The 20,458-nt window shown below is 72.6% G+C and carries 14 protein-coding genes; 3 read left to right on the top strand and 11 right to left on the bottom strand.

The genetic code is table 11. From position 1 onward, the window contains the following. Positions 1-32: 32 nt before the first annotated feature. From OHT74_RS29430 to OHT74_RS29390, 9 genes are all read right to left on the bottom strand, one after another. A complete protein-coding gene (locus tag OHT74_RS29430) occupies positions 33-1,517 on the bottom strand; it encodes a pseudouridine synthase (protein WP_328621850.1) in 1,485 nt (494 codons plus the stop codon). Beyond that, positions 1,517-2,164, bottom strand: coding sequence for an SMC-Scp complex subunit ScpB (gene scpB, locus OHT74_RS29425; RefSeq protein ID WP_266668393.1), 648 nt, complete (start codon positions 2,162-2,164; stop codon positions 1,517-1,519). The genes OHT74_RS29430 and scpB overlap by 1 nt, the downstream gene beginning before the upstream one ends. Then, positions 2,161-3,177 carry a segregation and condensation protein A gene (locus OHT74_RS29420; protein WP_328623418.1) on the bottom strand — a complete coding sequence of 339 codons (1,017 nt, stop codon included), beginning with the start codon at positions 3,175-3,177 and terminating at the stop codon, positions 2,161-2,163. The genes scpB and OHT74_RS29420 overlap by 4 nt, the downstream gene beginning before the upstream one ends. Positions 3,178-3,900: 723 nt before the next feature. After that, a complete protein-coding gene (locus OHT74_RS29415; RefSeq protein WP_266668391.1) occupies positions 3,901-4,392 on the bottom strand; it encodes a hypothetical protein in 492 nt (163 codons plus the stop codon). Beyond that, entirely contained in the window at positions 4,377-5,414 is a 1,038-nt protein-coding gene (locus OHT74_RS29410; protein WP_267000143.1) for a ParA family protein, read from the bottom strand. The genes OHT74_RS29415 and OHT74_RS29410 overlap by 16 nt, the downstream gene beginning before the upstream one ends. A 492-nt stretch (positions 5,415-5,906) precedes the next feature. Beyond that, the gene (gene ald, locus OHT74_RS29405; protein ID WP_266668388.1) at positions 5,907-7,022 is read right to left on the bottom strand and encodes an alanine dehydrogenase; all 1,116 of its coding nucleotides are present in this window, start codon (positions 7,020-7,022) and stop codon (positions 5,907-5,909) included. A gap of 152 nt (positions 7,023-7,174) precedes the next feature. Beyond that, positions 7,175-9,229, bottom strand: a complete 2,055-nt coding sequence (locus tag OHT74_RS29400) for a tetratricopeptide repeat protein (RefSeq protein WP_328621849.1) — start codon at positions 9,227-9,229, stop codon at positions 7,175-7,177. Between the two features lie 58 nt (positions 9,230-9,287). Next, positions 9,288-9,917 (bottom strand): NUDIX domain-containing protein, encoded by a 630-nt coding sequence (locus tag OHT74_RS29395; protein WP_266668384.1) that lies wholly within the window; start codon positions 9,915-9,917, stop codon positions 9,288-9,290. A 99-nt stretch (positions 9,918-10,016) separates the two neighbouring features. Further along, positions 10,017-11,675: a CTP synthase gene (locus OHT74_RS29390; RefSeq protein WP_266668382.1), complete on the bottom strand. Its 1,659-nt coding sequence runs from the start codon at positions 11,673-11,675 to the stop codon at positions 10,017-10,019. A 455-nt stretch (positions 11,676-12,130) separates the two neighbouring features. On the opposite strand from OHT74_RS29390, the gene OHT74_RS29385 reads away from it, so the two are divergent. The 3 genes from OHT74_RS29385 to OHT74_RS29375 all read left to right on the top strand — a co-directional run bounded on the left by OHT74_RS29385 (position 12,131) and on the right by OHT74_RS29375 (position 17,239). After that, positions 12,131-13,984 carry a glycoside hydrolase family 15 protein gene (locus tag OHT74_RS29385; protein WP_266668380.1) on the top strand — a complete coding sequence of 618 codons (1,854 nt, stop codon included), beginning with the start codon at positions 12,131-12,133 and terminating at the stop codon, positions 13,982-13,984. Positions 13,985-14,205: 221 nt separating this feature from the next. After that, a complete protein-coding gene (locus OHT74_RS29380) occupies positions 14,206-15,585 on the top strand; it encodes an FAD-binding oxidoreductase (RefSeq protein WP_328621848.1) in 1,380 nt (459 codons plus the stop codon). Between the two features lie 22 nt (positions 15,586-15,607). Beyond that, on the top strand, positions 15,608-17,239 hold the full coding sequence (locus OHT74_RS29375) for a PucR family transcriptional regulator (protein ID WP_266668376.1): 1,632 nt from the start codon (positions 15,608-15,610) through the stop codon (positions 17,237-17,239). Between the two features lie 65 nt (positions 17,240-17,304). Here OHT74_RS29375 and OHT74_RS29370 read toward each other — a convergent pair whose 3' ends face one another. Beyond that, positions 17,305-18,426, bottom strand: coding sequence for a glycosyltransferase family 4 protein (locus OHT74_RS29370; protein ID WP_328621847.1), 1,122 nt, complete (start codon positions 18,424-18,426; stop codon positions 17,305-17,307). A 227-nt stretch (positions 18,427-18,653) separates the two neighbouring features. Beyond that, positions 18,654-20,417, bottom strand: coding sequence for a DNA repair protein RecN (gene recN / locus OHT74_RS29365; protein ID WP_328621846.1), 1,764 nt, complete (start codon positions 20,415-20,417; stop codon positions 18,654-18,656). Positions 20,418-20,458: the final 41 nt, after the last annotated feature.

Below are 20,458 nucleotides of genomic sequence, written 5' to 3'. Positions count from 1 at the left end.
ACTGCGGGCTTTCGTGTCTCAGGCGCGGAGGGCTACAGACCGACCTCGCGCATGAGCATGCCGACCTCGGTGTTCGTCAGGCGGCGCAGCCAGCCGGACTTCTGGTCGCCCAGTTCGATCGGGCCGAAGGAGGTCCGTACGAGCTTCTCGACCGGGAAACCGGCTTCCGCCATCATGCGGCGGACGATGTGCTTGCGGCCCTCGTGGAGGGTCACCTCGACCAGGTAGTTCTTGCCGAGCTGGTCGACGACGCGGAAGTGGTCGGCGCGGGCGTACCCGTCCTCCAGCTCGATGCCGTCCTTGAGCCGTTTGCCGATCTCACGCGGCAGCGGCCCGGTGATGGCGGCGACGTAGGTCTTCTTCACGCCGTACTTCGGGTGCGTGAGGCGGTGGGCCAGCTCACCGTGGTTGGTGAGGAGGATGATGCCCTCGGTCTCGGTGTCGAGCCGGCCGACGTGGAAGAGCCGGGTCTCGCGGTTGGTGACGTAGTCGCCCAGGCACTGGCGGCCGTCCGGGTCCTCCATGGTGGAGACGACACCGGCGGGCTTGTTCAGCGCGAAGAACAGGTACGACTGGGTGGCGACGGTCAGGCCGTCCACCTTGATCTCGTCCGAGGGCTTCACGCGCTTGCCCTGCTCCAGCACGATCTCGCCGTTGACCTCGACGCGCGCCTGCTCGATGAGCTCCTCGCACGCACGGCGCGAACCCATGCCGGCGCGGGCGAGCACCTTCTGCAGACGCTCACCCTCCTCCTCGGCACCCGGGAAGGTCTTCGGGGTCTTGATCACGGGCTTGTCGGCGTACCGGTCGCGCACGCGCTCCTCGATCCGCGCCTCCAGCTCGCGCGGCTTGGACTGGCCGCTGCGGCTGCCGGGGCCGATGCGCGGGCCGCCCGCGCCGCCGATGCCGGGGGTCCTGGAGGTCTTGGGGCCGCCCTTGGCGCCGCCACGGGCCGCCGCGCCGCGCGCACCGCCACCGCGGTTGCCGTCGGCCGCGCCGCGGGCACCGCCGCCGCCGGCCTTGGCGCCGCCGCGGCCGTTGCGCTCGCCCTCGGGGCCTACGTCGTAGCGACGCTCCTCGGGGCGGGGGTTGCGGATGCGGGGGGCCTGCTCGCGGTCGCGGTCACGCGAGTCGGAGCCGCCGCCCTGGTAACCGCCACCGGAGCTGCCGCCGCTGCGGTAGCCGCCGCCGGAGCTGCCGCCGCGAGAGCCGCCGCCCTGGTAGCCACCACCGGAGCTGCCGCCACGCGAGCCGCCACCCTGGTAACCGCCACCGGAGCTGCCGCCACGCGAGCCGCCGCCCTGGTAACCGCCACCGGAGCTGCCGCCACGCGAGCCACCGCCCGAGCTGCCGCCGCGGGAGCCACCGCCCGAGCCGCTGCCGCCGCCGGAGCCGCTACCGCGGTAGCCACCACCGCCGCCGCTGGAGCTGCCGCCGCGGGAGCCACCGCGCGCGCCGCCACCACCGCCGCCGCTGTTCCTGTTGCCGCCACCGTTGCCGTTGCCGCTGCTTCGCATCAAAGTTCCGTCGTCTTGTCGTCTTCATCGGTATCCGGTGCATCCGGATCGAACGACGGAACACCCTCTTGCGTCTCAGCTTCGATCGCGTCCGCCTCGGGGAGGAAGGGCGCGAGCTCCGGGAGCTCGTCCAGGCCTCGCAGGCCCATCCGCTCCAGAAAGTAGTTCGTCGTCCTGTACAGGATCGCACCTGTTTCGGGTTCCGTGCCCGCCTCGGCCACCAGACCGCGCTGGAGCAGGGTCCGCATGACCCCGTCGCAGTTCACTCCGCGGACCGCCGAGACCCGCGAGCGGCTCACCGGCTGGCGGTACGCGACGACCGCCAGGGTCTCCAGTGCGGCCTGTGTCAGCCGGGCCTGCTGGCCGTCCAGCACGAAGCGCTCGACGGCGTCGGAGTACTCCGCCCGGGTGTAGAAACGCCAGCCGCCGGCGACGAGCCGCAGCTCGAAGCCGCGCCCCTGGACGGTGTACTCGTCCGCCAGCTCGCGCAGGGCGTCCGCGACCTCGCGCGGGGTGCGGTCCAGCACCTTGGCGAGGTGGGCCTCGGTCGCGGGCTCGTCCACGACCATGAGGACGGCCTCCAGGGCCGGCTTCAGCGCGAGCGCCTGCAGAGGTGTCTGCGGCGGAGTGGTTCCGGTCCCGGTCATTCCTTGGCCTCCACGATCCGGTCGAACTCGTCGGTGACGGTCGGCATGCCGTCGCCGTCCCCGCCGCTCCAGCGGACGGTGAGCGTCCGCAGGGCCTCTTCCTGGTCGAGGACCACCGCCTTCTCGCGGTAGAGCTCCAGGAGGGCCAGGAAGCGCGCGACGACGGTGAGTGTGTCGTCCGCGTCCTCGGTGAGCTCCTGGAAGGTGGCCTCGCCGCGCGCCTTGAGCAGCGCGACCACCACGGCGGCCTGCTCGCGCACGCTGACGAGCGGTGCGTGGATGTGGTCGACGTAGACCTGGGGCTTGGCCCTGGGCTGCATGGCCTTGACCGCGAGCCGGGCGAACCCCTCGGCGCCGATGCTGATGACGACCTCGGGGAGGAGCTCGGCGTGGTGGTCCTCGAGGCCGACGGTACGGGGGTAGCGGCGGCCCTCGGCCTCGGACCGCTGCTCGAAGATCTCGGCGATCCGTTTGTACGCGCGGTACTGGAGCAGGCGGGCGAAGAGCAGGTCGCGGGCCTCGAGCAGGGCGAGGTCGGCCTCGTCCTCGACCTCGGCGGCGGGCAGCAGGCGGGCGGCCTTCAGGTCGAGCAGGGTGGCGGCGACCACGAGGAACTCGGTGGTCTGGTCGAGGTCCCAGTCGGGGCCCATGGCGCGGATGTGCGCCATGAACTCGTCGGTGACCTTGGAGAGGGCGACCTCGGTGACGTCGAGCTTGTGCCGGGAGATCAGCTGGAGCAGCAGATCGAAGGGCCCCTCGAAGTTGGCGAGCCGCAAGGTGAACCGCCCGTCGATGCCTGCGGACGCTCCCGCTCCACCCTCCGCGGGCTCCTGCGGGGCCCCTGCGGGGGCGTCAGCGGTCGCGGGGGGCCGCACGGGATCCTCGCCCGGCCCGGACGCCACGGGCCCCTCAGGGGGCACGTGAGCGTCTCGCGGCTCGGACACGGCCGGGGCACCCGGCCCTCGACCCAGACTGCGGCGGGCGGGGCGGCCGGGATCGGCGGGAAGGGGCATCACGGTCCAAGGCGGTACGGAGGGGGTCTGCGGCCACCCCCAAGGCTGCCACGCTCCCCCCGCCCCCCTCCCCCGAACCCGCCCGGGGACCGGAAGCCGCGGCGGCGGGACGCGCAGCGCATCCGGAGGACGGGGCGGCAGCCGGGCGGCCGGGAGCGCGAAATCCCCACCGGGGGTGCAGTCAGGGCAGGCCCGGCGGCCCGCCCTCCCCGCCTTCCGAACGCCCGTCACGGGCCCTCCTGCCGACCGGGGCACCGGTCACCACGGATGGGGGGACCCACCGGCATCGCACCGTCACCAGACCGGCATCAGCCACGGTCACGACGAGCCGGACGACTCACCGGCCCCCGCACGGAGCGATCACCGCGGGTGGGAGGAGAGAAGAAGACCGCCAGGTCGACGTCGGCCACGGTCACGACCTGCGGACAGCACCCGGTGGTCGGATGGTGCGGGTACGTGGGGCGGGACAACGGTGGGGGCGTCTTGAGGTGCAGGAAAAGACGAGCCGCAGGCCGCAGACGGCAGCAGGCCCGGCGGGCAGGGGCGGCTGCGGGCCTGCCCGCGGGGCCGTGCCCCGCACTCCACCGACACCGCCCCGCCAAAACCACCGCCACCGCCACCACCGGGCAACATCGCGGGCCACCGGCCGGGCAACGCCCGCCGCCCAGCCACCCGCGCACCGTGTGCAGGCCCCGCCGGGGACAGCGCCCGCCGGTCAGGCGGTCAGCGGCCGCGGAGTCTGCGGACCAGGATGCTCGCGTCGCCGCGGGACTCCAGGTCCGCCAGGACGACCGCCACCGCCTCGCGGACGATGCGGCCGCGGTCGACCGCCAGGCCGTGCTCCCCGCGCAGCACCAGCCGCGCGTGCTCCAGGTCCATGAGCTCCTCGGCGGAGACGTAGACCGTGATCTTCTCGTCGTGCCGCTCACGCCCGCTGGGCCGGCGGTTCGCCCCGCGGCCCTGGCCCTTGCCCCGCCGGGGTTCCGGACTGACAGAACCTTCCTGCGGGCGCCGGGGTGCAGCCACCACCGGCTCCGTACCGGCCGCGGCCTCCCGGCTGCGGCCCTCCCCCGCCGTGCCCTCCGCCGAAGCCGCCGCGTGCTCCCCGGCGGATGTCTCCTCCGGGCCCCGCCTCGGAGAGGAGGACTGCAGCGCCATCCCCCCGGTCGTACGGAACAGTTCGTCGGCTCCGGGCAGACTCACTCGGCGTGACACCGGGCGAGCACCTCCCTGGCCAGCTGGCGATAGGCGGCGGCCCCGACGGAGTTGGAGGCGTACGTGGTGATCGGCTCGCCGGCGACCGTGGTCTCCGGGAAGCGCACCGTCCGGCCGATGACCGTGTGGTAGACGTGGTCGTCGAAGGCCTCGACGACGCGCGCCAGCACCTCGCGGCTGTGCACCGTACGGGAGTCGTACATCGTGGCGAGGATGCCGTCGAGCTCCAGGTCCGGGTTGAGCCGCTCCTGCACCTTCTCGATGGTCTCGGTCAGCAGCGCCACGCCGCGCAGCGCGAAGAACTCGCACTCCAGCGGGACGATGACCTTGTGAGCCGCCGTCAGGGCGTTCACGGTCAGCAGACCGAGCGAGGGCTGACAGTCGATCACGATGTAGTCGTAGTCGGCCAGCAGGGGCTTCAGCGCCCGCTGCAGCGTCGACTCTCTCGCGACCTCGCTGACCAACTGCACCTCTGCAGCGGACAGGTCGATGTTGCTCGGCAGCAGGTCCATGTTGGGGACCGCCGTCTTGAGCAGCACCTCGTCGGCCGACATGCCCCGCTCCATGAGCAGGTTGTAGACCGTCAGGTCGAGTTCCATCGGGTTCACGCCGAGACCCACGGACAGTGCGCCCTGCGGGTCGAAGTCGACGAGCAGCACGCGGCGCCCGTACTCGGCGAGCGCGGCACCCAGGTTGATGGTCGACGTGGTCTTGCCCACGCCGCCCTTCTGGTTGCACATCGCGATGATCGTCGCCGGACCGTGGTCGGTCAGCGGACCCGGGATCGGGAAGTACGGCAGCGGCCGTCCGGTCGGGCCGATCCGCTCACGGCGCTGGCGGGCAGCGTCGGGGGCGAGGGTGGCCGCGTACTCGGGGTCGGGCTCGTACTCCGCGTCCGGGTCGTAGAAGTGCCCCTCGGGCACATTTTCATAGTCGGCGAAACCCACGGGCTTTTCGCCGCTCAGGTCGCCGGCCCTGGAGTTCACGTCTAGGCCGTCCATGCTCTTTTGGGGCGTCGTCATGTGCTGGTGGGTTGCGAAGGTGCGGACCGCGACGGAGCCGACCGCTTCGAGTCCGGCAGGTCCTTGGCCCCGGTCCGGGGGTACCTCCGCGCCTGCAGGGCGCTGAGGGCGCGTCCCTGCTCGACCACCTCCGGGAGCAAATGTCGACTCATTCACAAGTCGTCTTACCTCCTCGGACGTGACCAGGACACTTATCGATAGGTCAGCGTGGCACCATGCCGACGGTTGGCGACTCTATGGCGTGTCACCACTCAGCGGCAACACAATCCGTCGGACCGGCAACGATGTGTCGGCAACCGAACACCACTCTGTCAAGGGCGTCCGGGCTGTCGCTGCGAAGTTTCGCGGGTGTGCGAAAGGGTTAAAGGGTTACGTTCGAGGCGAGTTGAACCGCACCCGTTCACCCCTCGCAAACGCGTCCGGCCGAACCTTGCGGGCAAGGTCCGGCCGGATACGTGAGATTGACGTCAGTCGTTGACGGGGTCTGACCGATCAGCCGAGCAGCGTGCTCAGCTCAAGGGTCTCGAGGCCGTGGGCCTCGGCGACCGGGCCGTAAACGACCTGGCCGTCATGGGTGTTGAGGCCCAGCGCGAGCGCGGGGTCACGACGCAGCGCCTCGACCCAGCCGAGGTTCGCGAGCTGCACGATGTAGGGCAGCGTGGCGTTGGTCAGCGCGTAGGTGGAGGTGTTCGGCACCGCGCCCGGCATGTTGGCGACGCAGTAGAAGACCGAGTTGTGGACCTGGAAGGTCGGCTCGGCGTGGGTGGTCGGACGGGAGTCCTCGAAGCAGCCGCCCTGGTCGATCGCAATGTCGACAAGGACACTTCCGGGCTTCATCTTGGCGACGAGCTCATTGGTGACCAGCTTGGGGGCCTTCGCACCCGGGATCAGGACGGCACCGATGACGAGGTCGGCCTCGACGACGGCCTTCTCCAGCTCGTAGGCGTTGGAGACGATCGTCTTGATCTTCGTGCCGAAGATCTTGTCGGCCTCGCGGAGCTTGTTGATGTCGCGGTCGAGCAGGGTCACGTGGAAGCCCATGCCGATGGCGATCTGCGCGGCGTTCCAGCCGGAGACGCCGCCGCCGATGACCACGCACTCGCCGGCGTGGGTGCCGGGGACACCGCCGGGGAGCACGCCGCGGCCGCCGGCCGAGCGCATCAGGTGGTAGGCGCCGACCTGCGGGGCCAGGCGGCCCGCGACCTCGGACATCGGGGCGAGCAGCGGGAGCGCGCGGTTGGCGAGCTCGACCGTCTCGTACGCGATGGCGGTGGTGCCGGACTCCAGGAGGGCGTCCGTGCACTCGCGGGAGGCCGCGAGGTGCAGGTAGGTGAAGAGGGTCTGGTCCTTGCGGAGGCGGTGGTACTCCTCGGCGATGGGCTCCTTGACCTTCAGCAGCAGGTCGGCGCTGGCCCAGACCTCGTCGGCGGTGCCGAGGATCTCGGCGCCGGCGGCGACGTACTCCGCGTCCGTGATCGAGGAGCCGACACCGGCGTTCTGCTCGATGACGACCTGGTGGCCGTTACGGACCAGCTCATGCACGCCGGCGGGCGTGATGGCGACCCGGAACTCGTTGTTCTTGACCTCGCGGGGGATGCCGACCTTCATCGTCGATCACGGTCCTTGGCTCAGGGGATTTTTCGGGGTACTTCCATACATACCCGCCCACAAGAACGCGCAACGGGATGCACCACGGGATGTCGTGGTGAAGCCAGTCTAATGAAGGACGACGCGCTGTCTAGCCTTGCAAACCAATAATCTCAGTCGGAACCACTACGGATTTCGCAGGCTGCGGGGTCGTCTCCCAGCAATCTGTCGGCCGCCGAGCGGTGCAGCCTTGCGGCGGCCGGGTCGCCCAGCCGGTCGAGGGTGTCGGCGAGGCGCACCTGGAGCGCGGCCTGAAGCCGCAGGTCTCCGGCCCGGCGCGCGAGCTCCACCGCCTCGCGGCAGGTGTGCAGCGATTCCTCGGGCCGTCCCGCGTACTCCTGGATTCGCGCCATCTCGCTCAACGCCTTTGCCTGGCCCGGCACATCGGCCAGTTTTCGGTACCCCGCGGCGGCGGTCCGCCAGCTGCGCAGCGCATCCCCGTAGCGGCCCGCGTACGTGTGTACGTTGCCGAGCCGTCCGTACAGCCGGGCCTCGTCCGCCCGCTCCCCGCGCGCGAGGGCCTGGGACAGGGCCCGGCCGAACCAGTCGGCGGCCCGGTGCCAGTCCGCGAGTTCCTGGTAGGCGCCGCCTACGGATTCCATCGCGCGGCCGGTCGCGTACGGGTCGCTCGCCGCCCGTCCTGCGTCCAGCGCGGCCCGGTATCGCTCCAGCGCCTCCTGGGTGCGGCCCGTCTCGGCGTCCAGGTCGGCCAGGTTCAGCAGGGCCGCGGCCTGCTCCCGGTGCAGGTTGCGGCGCTCGGCCACGTCCAGGACCAGGCGGTGCAGCCCGTACAGCTCGGGGGCGGCCGCGGCGGTGCCGCGGTGCTCCGCGAGGGCCCGTACGAGGGCTGCGACCAGCCGGCGGGCCAGGGTGTCCAGCCCGCCGTCGGCCACGGCCACGGCGGCGGCCGCGGACAGCGCGGGCAGCCGGGTGTCGAGCCAGGTGGCGGCGGCCCGCCGGTCGGGGAACCGCAGGGCGCGCGGCAGCCCGTCCAGCTTCTCCGGTCCATGGAAGTGGGGACCCTCGGCGGTCTCGGCCATGATCCGGCAGGAGTGCAGCAGGCGTACGGTGCGCTCCAGCATCCGGGCCCGGGCCAGCTCGACCTCGGCGGCGCGCTCCTTGGTCTTCAGCAGGGCCTGGAGCAGCGGTGCGAGGCAGCCGGGCAGCAGGAAGAGCCCGTTGGCGGAATGGCGGACGAGGCCCAGCCCGGCGAAGTCCTCCAGGGTGGACTGGGCGGCGGCCACGGAGCAGCCGGCGAGCGCGGAGGCGATGTGCGAGTCGACGATGCCGGCGGGGGCGAGCGGCAACAACCGGAGGGTCCGCTGGGCGGGCTGCGGCAGGGACTCGTAGACGAGCCGGAAGCCGCGGCCGAGCGGGCCGCTGGTGCCGGGGGGCATGTCGTGCAGCTGCTTGGCCACGTCGGAGACGGCGGCCTTGGGGTGCGCGGCGAGCCAGCCGCCGACCAGCGCCAGCGCGGCGGGCTGGCCCCCGCACTCCTCGGCGAGGGCCTCGGCGGCGCGGGGGTCGACGGCGATCCGGGTGTCCCCGATGCGCTGGGCGAGCATCTGGACCCCGGAGGGGGTGTCCAGCCCGCCGAGGGTGCAGGGGCGGACATCCGGAATGCCGGTGAGGGGCCCTTCGGCGGTGATGACGACGAGGCATTCGGGGGTGTCCGGCAGCAGGGCGTCGACCTGGTACGGGTCGGCGGCGTCGTCGACGAGGAGGATCATCCGCCGCCCGGCGAGTGCGGTGCGCAGGGTGGAGCTGAGCTCGTCCTCGGCGGCGCCGGGGGGTGTGGCCTCCCCCAGCCCCTCCAGCAGGGTCCGGATCGCCCGCTCGGTGGCCACGGTCTCCCCGCCGGGGGCGGTGAGGCGTACCTTGATCACCCCGTCGGGGTAGTCGTCGGCGACCTCGCGGACGAACGCCTCGGCAAGGGCGGTGCGGCCCGACCCCGGGCGGCCGGCGACGAGCAGCACGCGCGCCCGGGGCGACTTGGCCTTGCGGCCCGAGAGGGTGTCGAGCCCGGTCCGTGCGATGTCCTCGCGCAGCTCCTTGAGCTCACGCCGCCGCCCGACGAAATCCGTCACGGATCCGCTCCTCTCCCTGCCTTCGGGTTGCGAGCGTAGTTCACGCAGAGCGACGACCCGTGTGGAGCGCGGCGGACACATCGCCCAATCGGATCAACAGATGGTCACACCACGCCCGAGAGGCGGCGGCCCGTTACGGCTACGCCTCGTAGGGGCGGGACGGCCAGGGGGTCTGGGGCGGGCGGAGGGCGTCGAGGCCGCCCGGTGCGGCGAGCGCAGCGGACAGCGCCAGGGCACCGGTCACCAGGCCCGGGTTGCCCAGCCGGCCTTCCAGGATCCCGCGGACCAGGTCGGCGAGCGGGACGCGGGCGATCTCCATGTCCGCCTCCTCCTCCGAGACCTCGTACCGCTCCCCCTCCGCCTCGGAGAGCCCACGGGCCAGGAAGATCCGGATCGCCTCGTCCGACCCGCCGGGGGACGCGAAGAAGTCCGCGAGCACCCGCCAGTCCTCCGCCTTGACGTGCGCCTCCTCGTACAGCTCCCGCTGTGCCGCGTGGAGCGGGTTCTCACCGGGTACGTCGAGCAGCCCGGCGGGGAGCTCCCACAGCTTGTGCCGTACGGGGTGCCGGTACTGGCGCAGGACCAGTACGCCGCCCTCGTCGTCCAGTGCCAGGACGCACACCGATCCCGGATGCACCTGGTAGTCCCGGCGCACCACCGACCCGTCCGGCATGCTCACCTGCTCCGAGCGGACCGCCGTCTTCGCGCCTTCGAACGGGGTCCGCGAGGCGATGACCTCCCACGACTCCCCCGCGTCTGCGATGCCCATGGCCATGATCCGTACCCCGTACCCTTCCGAAAACGCGACAGCCGGGGCACGTTCCGTGCCCCGGCTGTCTACGTTATGCGGTCAGGCTGCTCTGAGCCGTCACTTGGCCTTTGCGGCCTGCTGGCGCTCCACCGCCGCCTTGACCAGGCCCGCGAACAGCGGGTGCGGCCGCGTCGGGCGCGAGCGCAGCTCCGGGTGGGCCTGGGTGGCCACCAGGTAGGGGTGCACCTCGCGCGGGTACTCGACGTACTCGACGAGCTTGTTGTCCGGGGAGGTGCCGGAGAAGACGATGCCCGCCTTCTTCTCCAGCTCACCGCGGTACGCGTTGTTGACCTCGTAGCGGTGGCGGTGGCGCTCGTCCACGTACGCCTGGTCGCCGTAGACCTCGCGCACGATCGAACCCTCGGCGAGCTTCGCCGGGTACATGCCCAGGCGCATCGTTCCGCCCAGGTCGCCCGCGCCCTCGACGAAGGCCAGCTGCTCCTCCATCGTGGAGATCACCGGGTGCGGCGTGGAGGCGTCGAACTCGGTGGAGTTGGCATCCGCGATGCCGGCCAGGTTCCGCGCGGCCTCGATGACCACGCACTGCAGACCCAGGCACAGGCCGAGCAGCGGGATCTTGTTCTCGCGGGCGTAGGTGATGGCGCCGACCTTGCCGTTGACACCGCGGTCGCCGAAGCCGCCGGGCACGCAGATCGCGTCCACGTCGCCGAGCACCTCGGCGGCGCCGGCCGGGGTCTTGCAGTCGTCGGAGGTGACCCACTTGATCTGGACGCGGGCCTTGTTGGCGAACCCGCCGGCGCGCAGCGCCTCGGTCACCGACAGGTAGGCGTCGGGCAGGTCGATGTACTTGCCGACGAGCGCGACCTTGACCTCGTGGTCGGGGTTGTGGACCCGGTCCAGCAGGTCCTCCCACACCGTCCAGTCGACGTCGCGGAAGGGCAGGTCGAGCTTGCGCACGACGTACGCGTCGAGGCCCTCGGTGTGCAGCACCTTCGGGATGTCGTAGATCGACTTGGCGTCGATGGCGGCGACCACGGCCGCCTCGTCGACGTCGCACATCAGCGAGATCTTGCGCTTGATCGAGGTCGGGACCTCACGGTCGGCGCGCAGCACGATCGCGTCGGGCTGGATGCCGATGTTGCGCAGGGCCGCGACGGAGTGCTGGGTCGGCTTGGTCTTCAGCTCACCGGAGGGGCCGATGTAGGGCAGCAGCGAGATGTGCACGACGAAGACGTTGTCGCGGCCGACCTCGTGGCGGACCTGACGGACGGTCTCCAGGAAGGGCAGCGACTCGATGTCGCCGACGGTGCCGCCGACTTCGGTGATGACGACGTCGACGTCCTCGGTCGCCATGCGCCGGATGCGGTGCTTGATCTCGTTGGTGATGTGCGGGATGACCTGCACGGTGTCACCGAGGTACTCGCCGCGCCGCTCCTTGGCGATGACCTGCGAGTAGACCTGGCCGGTGGTGACGTTGGCCGAGCCGTCGAGGTCGACGTCGAGGAAGCGCTCGTAGTGGCCGATGTCCAGGTCGGTCTCGGCGCCGTCGTTGGTGACGAACACCTCGCCGTGCTGGAACGGGTTCATCGTGCCCGGGTCGACGTTCAGGTACGGGTCGAGCTTCTGCATCGTGACCCGCAGGCCGCGCGCCTTGAGCAGCGCACCCAGGCTGGAGGCCGTCAGACCCTTGCCGAGGGACGAAGCGACACCCCCGGTGACGAAGATGTGCTTGGTCGTCATTGATTTGGGCGGCATCGCCAAGAGGGGGCTCCCGTGGTCGCGAAGTGAGGTGCGTCCGGCGCCGGCCACCATCGAACCGGAGGCTCTCAGGGGGCGCCGAAGCTGCGGTTTCGGGGCTCCTGATTCGCACAGGCAGACCACCGGTCCACGGGGTACCAGCCTATCAGCGCCCGGGGCCGTCCGCCTCCGGCCACGCGCCGCTACGGGTGCTCGACCGAGCGCCACCGCCCGGCCCCGGCCGGTCCCGCGGCCGGTCACGCCGCCGTTCGCGCTGGTCACCCGCCGGGTCACCCATTTGGTCGAGTCACATTGTCCCCCGGCTTCAGGAGATCACTAGGGTGCCGTCATATCCTGCTCGGATATCGCTTCACATCGCCGCCGAGCAGTCCGGCAAACGGCGTCACCCGGCCGCATCCGGAATCATGAGCTCAGTGCGGGGATCCACACCCACGGGATCGCGCAACCGCGCAATGCAAGCGCCCTTCGGGGCGGACGTGGCCGTTCGACTGGAGATCTACGTGTCCGGGCGCATCGAGGATTACGCACTGATCGGGGACATGCAGACCGCCGCGCTGGTCTGCCGGGACGGCTCGGTGGACTGGCTGTGTCTGCCACGTTTCGACTCCCATGCCGTCTTCGCGGGCCTTCTCGGCACCGAGGACCACGGCTTCTGGCGGATCGGCCCGGCGTTCCCGGGGGGCGCCGCGGCCCCTGCCGCGACGCGCCGCCGCTACCAGGGCGATTCGCTGATCCTGGAATCGGAGTGGGACACGCCGCGCGGCACGGTCCGCGTGACCGACTTCATGCCGCCCCGCGAGGACCACGCGCCGCAGCTGGTGCGCATCGTGGAGGGCGTCAGCGGGCGCGTCCCGATGCGCTCGGCGCTGCGCATGCGGTTCAGCTACGGGCGCGTCGTGCCCTGGGTGCACAAGGTCGACGGGCGCACCGTCGCCGTCGCCGGCCCCGACTCGGTCTGGCTGGACACCGACGCGCAGACGTACGGCAAGGACCTGACGACGTACTCCGACTTCACCGTCGGCCCCGGCGACCGGAAGGCCTTCTGCATCAGCTGGCAGCCCTCCCACAAGGGCGCCCCGGAGACCCCCGACGCGCAGGAGGCCCTGGCGACGACCGCCGCGTTCTGGCGCGAGTGGGTCGACCACTGCACGTACCACGGCCCCTACCGCGAGGCCGTGATCCGCTCCCTGATCACCCTCAAGGCGCTCACGTACGGCCCCACCGGCGGCATCGTCGCCGCGCCCACCACCTCCCTCCCGGAGGAGATCGGCGGCGTCCGCAACTGGGACTACCGCTACACGTGGCTGCGCGACGCCGCCATCACCCTCTCCTCGCTGCTGCGCACCGGCTACCGCGAGGAGGCCCAGGCCTGGCGCGAGTGGCTGCTCCGCGCAGTCGCCGGCGACCCGGAGAACCTGCAGATCATGTACGGGATCGCGGGCGAGCGGGAACTCGGCGAGACCGAGCTGGACTGGCTGCCCGGGTACGAGAACTCCCGCCCGGTCCGGGTCGGCAACGGCGCCGCGCACCAGCTCCAGCTGGACGTGTACGGCGAGGTCACCGAGGCCCTGCACCTGGGCCACATGACGGGCCTGGCGCGCAACGACTACGCCTCGGTGCTCCAGTTGAAGCTGATCCGCTACCTGGAGGCCCACTGGGACCAGCCGGACGAGGGCATCTGGGAGGTGCGCGGCCCGCGCCGCCACTTCGTGCACTCGAAGGTGATGGCCTGGGTGGCCGTGGACCGCACGATCAAGCTGATCGAGAGCGGGGACGCGGACGGCCCGCTGGACCGGTGGCGCGAACTGCGCGACGAGATCCACGAGGACGTGTGCGAGAAGGGCTACGACAAGGAGCGCAACACCTTCACCCAGTCGTACGGGTCGAAGGAGCTGGACGCCTCCCTGCTGCTGATCCCGCAGATGGGCTTCCTGCCGCCGGACGACAAGCGGGTCATCGGCACCATCGAAGCGATCCAGCGCGAACTGTCCACGCCCGACGGGTTCATCCTGCGCTACCCGACGACCGGCGAGGAGGCCGGCGTGGACGGGCTCGAGGGCGACGAGGGGGCCTTCCTGGCGTGCTCGTTCTGGATGGCGGACGACCTGGCGATGATCGGCCGCGTCGACGAGGCCCGCCACCTCTTCGAACGGCTGCTGGCGCTCCGCAACGACCTGGGGCTGCTGGCGGAGGAGTGGGACCCGCGTCTCCAGCGCCAAGTCGGCAACTTCCCGCAGGCGTTCAGCCACGTCCCCCTGATCGACACGGCCCTCCGCCTGACGGCGAGCGGGGCGTACGGGGGCTGACGCCCGATCCGGCGCCGCAGCAGCCAGCCGGCGTGGCGTCGGCCGATCCGGCGCCGCCCGGCAGAGTCCGGCCCCGCCGGCGTTCGAGGCGCTGGGGGCCCGGGGGCAGTGCCCCCGGGCACCGGCGCCACACGGCCGCGCCCGGCTCCGCCGCGCCCGGCAGCGGGCCCCCGCCTACGCTGGATGGGTCCTATGCCTCCTCCGGAAGGAGGGCCGCAGCCATGGCTCCCCAGTCAAAGGCCGGCCAGGCCCTGGCCGCGCTCCGCGAGGATCTGGCCGGTGAGGTCTTCGCCCCCGGCGATCCCGGGTACGACGAGGCCCGGACGATCTTCAACGCGATGATCGACCGCAGGCCGGCCGTGATCGCCCGCTGCGAGGGCGAGGCGGACGTGGTCACCACCGTCCGTTTCGCCCGCGAGCTGGACCTGCCCGTGGCAGTGCGCGGCGGCGGCCACAGCGTCGCCGGGATGTCCCTCAACGATGGCGGCGTGGTCGTCGACATGCGCCGGATGCAGGAGGTCACCGTCCATCCCGCGGCGAAGGCCGTACGCGTCGGGGGCGGTGCGGTGATGAGCGTGCTGGACCGTGCCTGCCAGCCGTACGGGCTCGCCACGACCGGCGGCCGGGTCTCCACCACCGGAGCCACCGGTTTCGTGCTCGGCGGCGGCTCGGGCTGGCTGGACCGGAAGTTCGGGCTGGCCGTCGACAACCTGCTCGGCGTGGACCTGGTCACCGCCGACGGCAGCACTCTGACGGCGACCGCCGAGGACAATCCCGAGCTGTTCTGGGCCCTGCACGGCGGCGGCGGGAACTTCGGGGTCGCCACCTCGATCACGCTGCGCCTGCACGAGCTGCCGGAGTTCGCGATCTGCATGCTGCTGTACCCGCCCGAGGCCGGGCCCGAGGTGCTGCGCACCTACCGCGATGTCGTCGAGAACGGCCCCGACGAGGTGGGCGGCGGCATGATCTACCTGACCGCCCCGCCGGAGCCCTTCGTACCGGACCACCTCGTCGGAACCGTGATGGCGGGCGCGCTGCTCACGTACGCGGGCGGCGAGGAGGCGCTGCGCAAGCTCGCCGGTCCGCTGCTCGCGCTGCCGCACGAGGTGGAGGTGCTCACCGCTCTCCCGTACGCGGACTTCCAGTGCATGCTGGACGACCCGCCGGGCCTGCGGAACTACTGGTCCGCGGAGTACCTGACCGGCCTGCCGGACGAGCTCGTCAGCGTCTTCTGCGCCCTCGGCGACGTGATGCCGATCGGCGGGACCCAGCACGCGGTGTTCCCGCTGGGCGGGGCCATCGCGGACGGACCTTCGGAGTTCCCCGTTCCGTACCGGGACTCGCCGTGGGCCGTGCACCCCTTCGGCATCTGGGAGGACCCGGCCGAGGACGAGCGCGCCGTCTCGTGGGTCAAGGACGTCCGGGCCCACGTGCAGCCGTGGAGCACCGGCGCGGTCTACCTCAACTTCACCGGCGACGAGGGTTCCGAGCGCGTGGTGGCGGGTCTCGGCGCGGAGAATCTGGCCAGGCTGGGCGCGGTGAAGCGGGCGTACGACCCGGACAACGTGTTCCGCTTCAACCACAACATCAAGCCGGCCTGACCCCCTGATAGCGTCCCGCGACATGGACAACCAGGGCGGGATCACCGTTCAGCGGGCACTGGAGCTGCCCGGGCTGCGCAGCGGGCTGCCGGAGGTGGTGGCCTGCGCCGACCGCCTCGGCCGGACCGTCCGCTGGGTGCACGCGGGCGAGGTGCCGAACATCGCGTCCCTGCTCAAGGGCGGGGAGCTGCTGCTGACCACGGGGCTGGGCCTCGGCACCCGGCCCGCCGAGCAGCGTGCCTTCGTACGCCGCCTCGCGGACCGGGGGATCGCCGCGCTGGTCGTCGAACTGGGCCCGCGCTTCACCCGGCTCCCGGCGACGCTGGTCGAGACGGCGCGGACGGCCGGGCTCCCGCTCGTGCAGCTCCACCGTGAGGTCCCCTTCGTGGCGGTGACCGAAGAGATCCACACCGAGATCGTCAACCACCACTACGCCCTGCTCCAGCGGGCCGAGGAGGTCCACCGGCGCTGCACGGAGGCCCTGCTCAGCGGTGGTGGTATCCCCCAAGTCCTGCACATCCTGGCCGACTTCACGGGTAACCCGGTGTTCCTGGAGACCACCGACGGCCAACTCCTGTACGCGGCGGGCCCGGTCTCCGGGGAGGCCGCGGCGGACCCGCTCCAGGTCTGGGAGGGCCTGCGGGGCCAGCGCGAGGCGGAGCCGTCGGCCAACGCGGTGCTGATCGACGTCCCCGGCGGCGGCCACGGCACGGGCTCGGTCCGCGCACGGGTGGTCCTGCTCGGCGTCTCGGCGCCGCTGCTGCCCGTCCACCGGATGGCGGCGGAACGGACGGCGGGCGTACTGGCCGTCGTCCTGATGCAGGCCCGCCAGGAGGACGAACTGGCCGCGCGCGGCCGCGGCGACTTCCTGACGGACCTGGCGGAGGGCCGCATCTCGGCGGAGGACGCCCCGGCGCAGGCCCGCGTACTGGGCTTCAAACCAGGGGCCGGTCCGCTCCTCCCCGTGGTGATGCGCCTGTCCTCGGACCTGGGCCCGTCGGGCAACTGGGCCGTCCTGGCCAGGGCGGTCCTGGAGGAACTGTCGTCAGTCGGTGTCCCGGTGCTCCTGGGCGTCCGCCCGGTGGAAGGCCGAGTGCCCCTGCTGGTCTCTCTCCGGTCCGAGTCGGAACGCACGACGGTGGCGGACCGGGTCGCGGCGGCGCTGCGGGCCGGCGTGGAACGGGCCGGCCTGGACCGCGCGGCGGCCCCGCCGGCGGTGGTCGTGGGCGTGGCGGGCGGCTGGGCGGCGGCCTCCTCGGGCCTGCGCCATGCGGCGGAAACGGCAACGGCGGCCCACGGCCTGCCCGCGCGCCCCTGGTACGACGCACGCCGCCTGGACATCGACCTGCTCCTCTGGCGGCTCCGTGAACACCCCGACCTGGCGGCGTTCGTGGACCGCGCGATCGGAGCACTCCGCACCCACGACACGGCGTCCCGCCCCCCGCTCCTCCCCACCCTGGAGACGTACCTGGCCCACGCGGGCCGCAAGGCGGAGACGGCGCGCGAGCTGCACCTCAACCGCCAGACGCTGTACAACCGCCTGGCCCGCATCTCGGAGCTCCTGGGCACCGACCTGGACGACCCGGAGACGGTCCTCTCCCTGAGCCTGGCCCTCCGCGCCCGCCGCCACGTTCCCACTCCTACGCCTTCCTGAGGCCCGGGCGGAGCCCGGGGGCGCTTGCGCGGCGGCGCCACAGCCGAACAGCCGGGCCCCGTGGGTCAGGCGCGGCGGCGGTCCATCAGTTCGTCGTAGACCGACAGGATCTGGGCCACCGTGTCATCCTCCGACGGCCATGTCGCCGCCTGGGCTCGGCCCGCCGCCGCCAGTGCCGCGCGTCGGGGCGGGTCCGACAGGAGGTCCGTCACCGTCGAGGCCAGTGCGGCCGCATCCCCGTACGGCACCAACACCCCCGCGTCCCCGACCAGCTCCGGCACGCCGCCGACCGCCGTCGCGACCAGCGGTACGCCCGCCCGCAGGGCCTCCTGCGCCAGCAGGGACCGCGCCTCCCACCGGCTCGGCAGCACCGCCAGGTCCGCCGCCGCCAGCAGCTGCGCCGCGTCCCGGCGCCGCCCCAGCAGCCGTACCGGCAGTCCCTCGGCCTCGATCCGCCGGGCCAGCTCGGCCCGCTGCGGGCCCTCCCCGGCGATCACCACCAGCGGCAGCGGCTCCAGCACCCGCCATGCCCGTGCCGCGTCCAGCAGTACGGAGTACCCCCGGCGCTCCACCAGGCTGCCGACGGCGATCAGCAACGGCCGCTCCACCGCCCCCAGTTCCGCCCGCACCTTGCCCGGGTCCGCCCCGGCGTCCGGGCCCGCCGGGCCCATCGGAACGGCCACCGGCGCCAGCCGCGCGTCCCGCGCGCCCCGCGCCCGGGCCAGGTCCACCTGGTCCGAGGAGGCGCCCAGCACCACCGCCGCGGCCCGCGCCACATGCCGCTCCAGCACCCGGCCCAGCCGCCCGAAGGGCCCCTCGGCCGCAGGCCCGCCGCTGTGCCAGGTCACCACCAGCGGAACCCGGTGCCCGCGCAGTGCCAGCGCGGCCCGCATCCCGGCCCGCACTCCGTGCGCGTGCACCACGTCCGCCCCGGCGCACACGGCCCGCAGCGCACTCACCGCGTCCGGGGTGAACTGCGCCCCGGCGCCGGTGAAGTCGTACTCCCCCTCCGCCTCCACGGGCGCGCACACCGTGACCCGGACCCCGCGCGCGGCGAGTCCGGTCGTGAGCGACCGTACGTGCGCGCTGCTGCCCGCGCCCGCGCCGCCGAGCACTTGGACGGTGCGGAGCGGTGGCCGCCCGTACGGCTGTGCGGGGACCGGGATCGAGACCGGGGAGCTGCTCACGGGCCGAAGCTCCAAGGTGAGGGAGGCAGAGACGTCGCCAAGGATGCCAGTCCGCACGCGCGTTCCGGGACCATACGGGTACGGATCCCGCAGGAGATACCGCGACACACCCCCGAGGCTCACCCACACGGCGTAGCGCCCGTCACCCCCGAGCACGTGCACAGGGCCCGGGACGCATCCGTCCCGGGCCCTCACGAGCAACAGCAACAGCAGAAGCGCCGCAACCGCTACGCGTCCGCGCGCGCCGCCGCCAGCAGTTCCTCGGCGTGCGCCCGCGCGGACACCGAGTCCTCGTGCCCCGCCAGCATGCGCGAGAGCTCGCGGACGCGGTCCTCGCCCTCCAGGACCTTGACCCCGCTCCGCGTCACCGACCCGTCGTTGGTCTTCTCGACCAGCAGCTGCCGGTCCGCAAAGGCCGCCACCTGCGGCAGGTGCGTGACGACCACGACCTGCGCCGACTTGGCCAGCTTCGCGAGCCGCCGCCCGACCTCGACGGCCGCCTTGCCGCCGACGCCCGCGTCGACCTCATCGAAGAGATACGTCGGCACCGGGTCGGAGCCCGCGAACACGACCTCCACCGCGAGCATCACGCGCGACAGCTCACCGCCCGAGGCACCCTTGGCGATCGGCCGCGGCTGGGCACCCGGGTGCGGGGCCAGCAGCAGCTCGACCTCGTCCGTGCCCGAGGGCCCGTACGCGACGGGGCGGCCGTCGACCTCCACCCCCTCGGGGTCCTCCACCTGCCGGATGTCGATCGTCACCCGCGCGTGCGGCATCGCCAGCGACGCCAGCTCCTCCGTGACGGCCGACGCGAACCGCATCGCCGCCTCCACCCGCGCATCCGTCAGCGCCTGCGCCAGCAGCGACAGTTCGGCCCGCAGCCCGTCCCGCTCGGCAGTCAGCTCCGTGATCCGCTCGTCGTCGCCGTCCAGCTCCAGGAGCCGCGCAGAACCCCGCTCGGCCCACTCCAGTACGGAGTCGATCGAGTCGCCGTACTTGCGCGTCAGCTGGGTCAGGGCCGCCCGCCGTTCCTCCACCGCGGCCAGCCGCAGCGGATCGGCGTCCAGGTCGTCGGCGTAGCCCGCCAGCTCCCCGGCCACGTCGGCCAGCAGGATCCCGAGCTCCCCGATCCGCTCCGCGAGCGCGCCGAGCGCCGCGTCGTGCGACCGTACGGCGTCCAGGGCCCGGTGGGCGCCCGCGACGAGCGTGTTCGCGTCGACGCCCTCCGGGTCCTCGACATTGCCGGCCAGCGCCGCGTGCGCGATCTGCGCCGCCGAGGCCAGCGATTCGGCGTGGCCGAGCCGTTCGGCCTCCGCCGCCAGCTCGACGTCCTCGCCGGCCAGCGGCTCCACGGCCGCGATCTCCTCCAGGCCGAAGCGCAGCAGGTCGGCCTCCTGGGCCCGTTCCCGGGCCCGGGTGGTGATCTCGTCGAGTTCGACGGCCACCGCGCGCAGCCGCCGGTAGGCGGCCCCGTACTTCTCGAGCGGGACGGCGACGGCGTCGCCCGCGTACCGGTCGAGGGCCTGGCGCTGCCGGGCCGGCCGCAGCAGGCCCTGCTGGTCGGTCTGCCCGTGTACGGCGACCAGGTCGTCCGCGAGCTCGCCGAGCAGGCCGACGGGCACGGAGCGGCCGCCGACGTGGGCGCGCGAACGCCCCTCGGCGGACACGGTCCGGCTGATCAGCAGGGTGCCGTCCTCGAGCTCGGCCCCGGCCTCCTCCGCGCGTACGGCGGCGGGCGCGCCGGGGCGCAGGACGATGCGGCCCTCCACGACCGCCGCCTTGGCCCCGATCCGTACCAGGGCCGGGTCGGCGCGGCCGCCGAGCAGCAGGCCGAGGCTGGTGACGACCATCGTCTTGCCCGCGCCGGTCTCACCGGTCACCGCGGTGAAACCGGGCGACAGCTCGACCACCGCGTCGTCGATGACCCCGAGCGACCGTATCCGCATCTCCTCAAGCACGGGACGACGATACCGAGGTTTCACCCGTGCCATGTGACGTCACCCGTCGAGAATTTCCCGAACGCATGTGCTAT

Source organism: Streptomyces sp. NBC_00354 (assembly GCF_036106915.1).
Lineage (GTDB): Bacteria > Actinomycetota > Actinomycetes > Streptomycetales > Streptomycetaceae > Streptomyces.
This window is presented reverse-complemented; position numbering and strand designations above follow the sequence as displayed.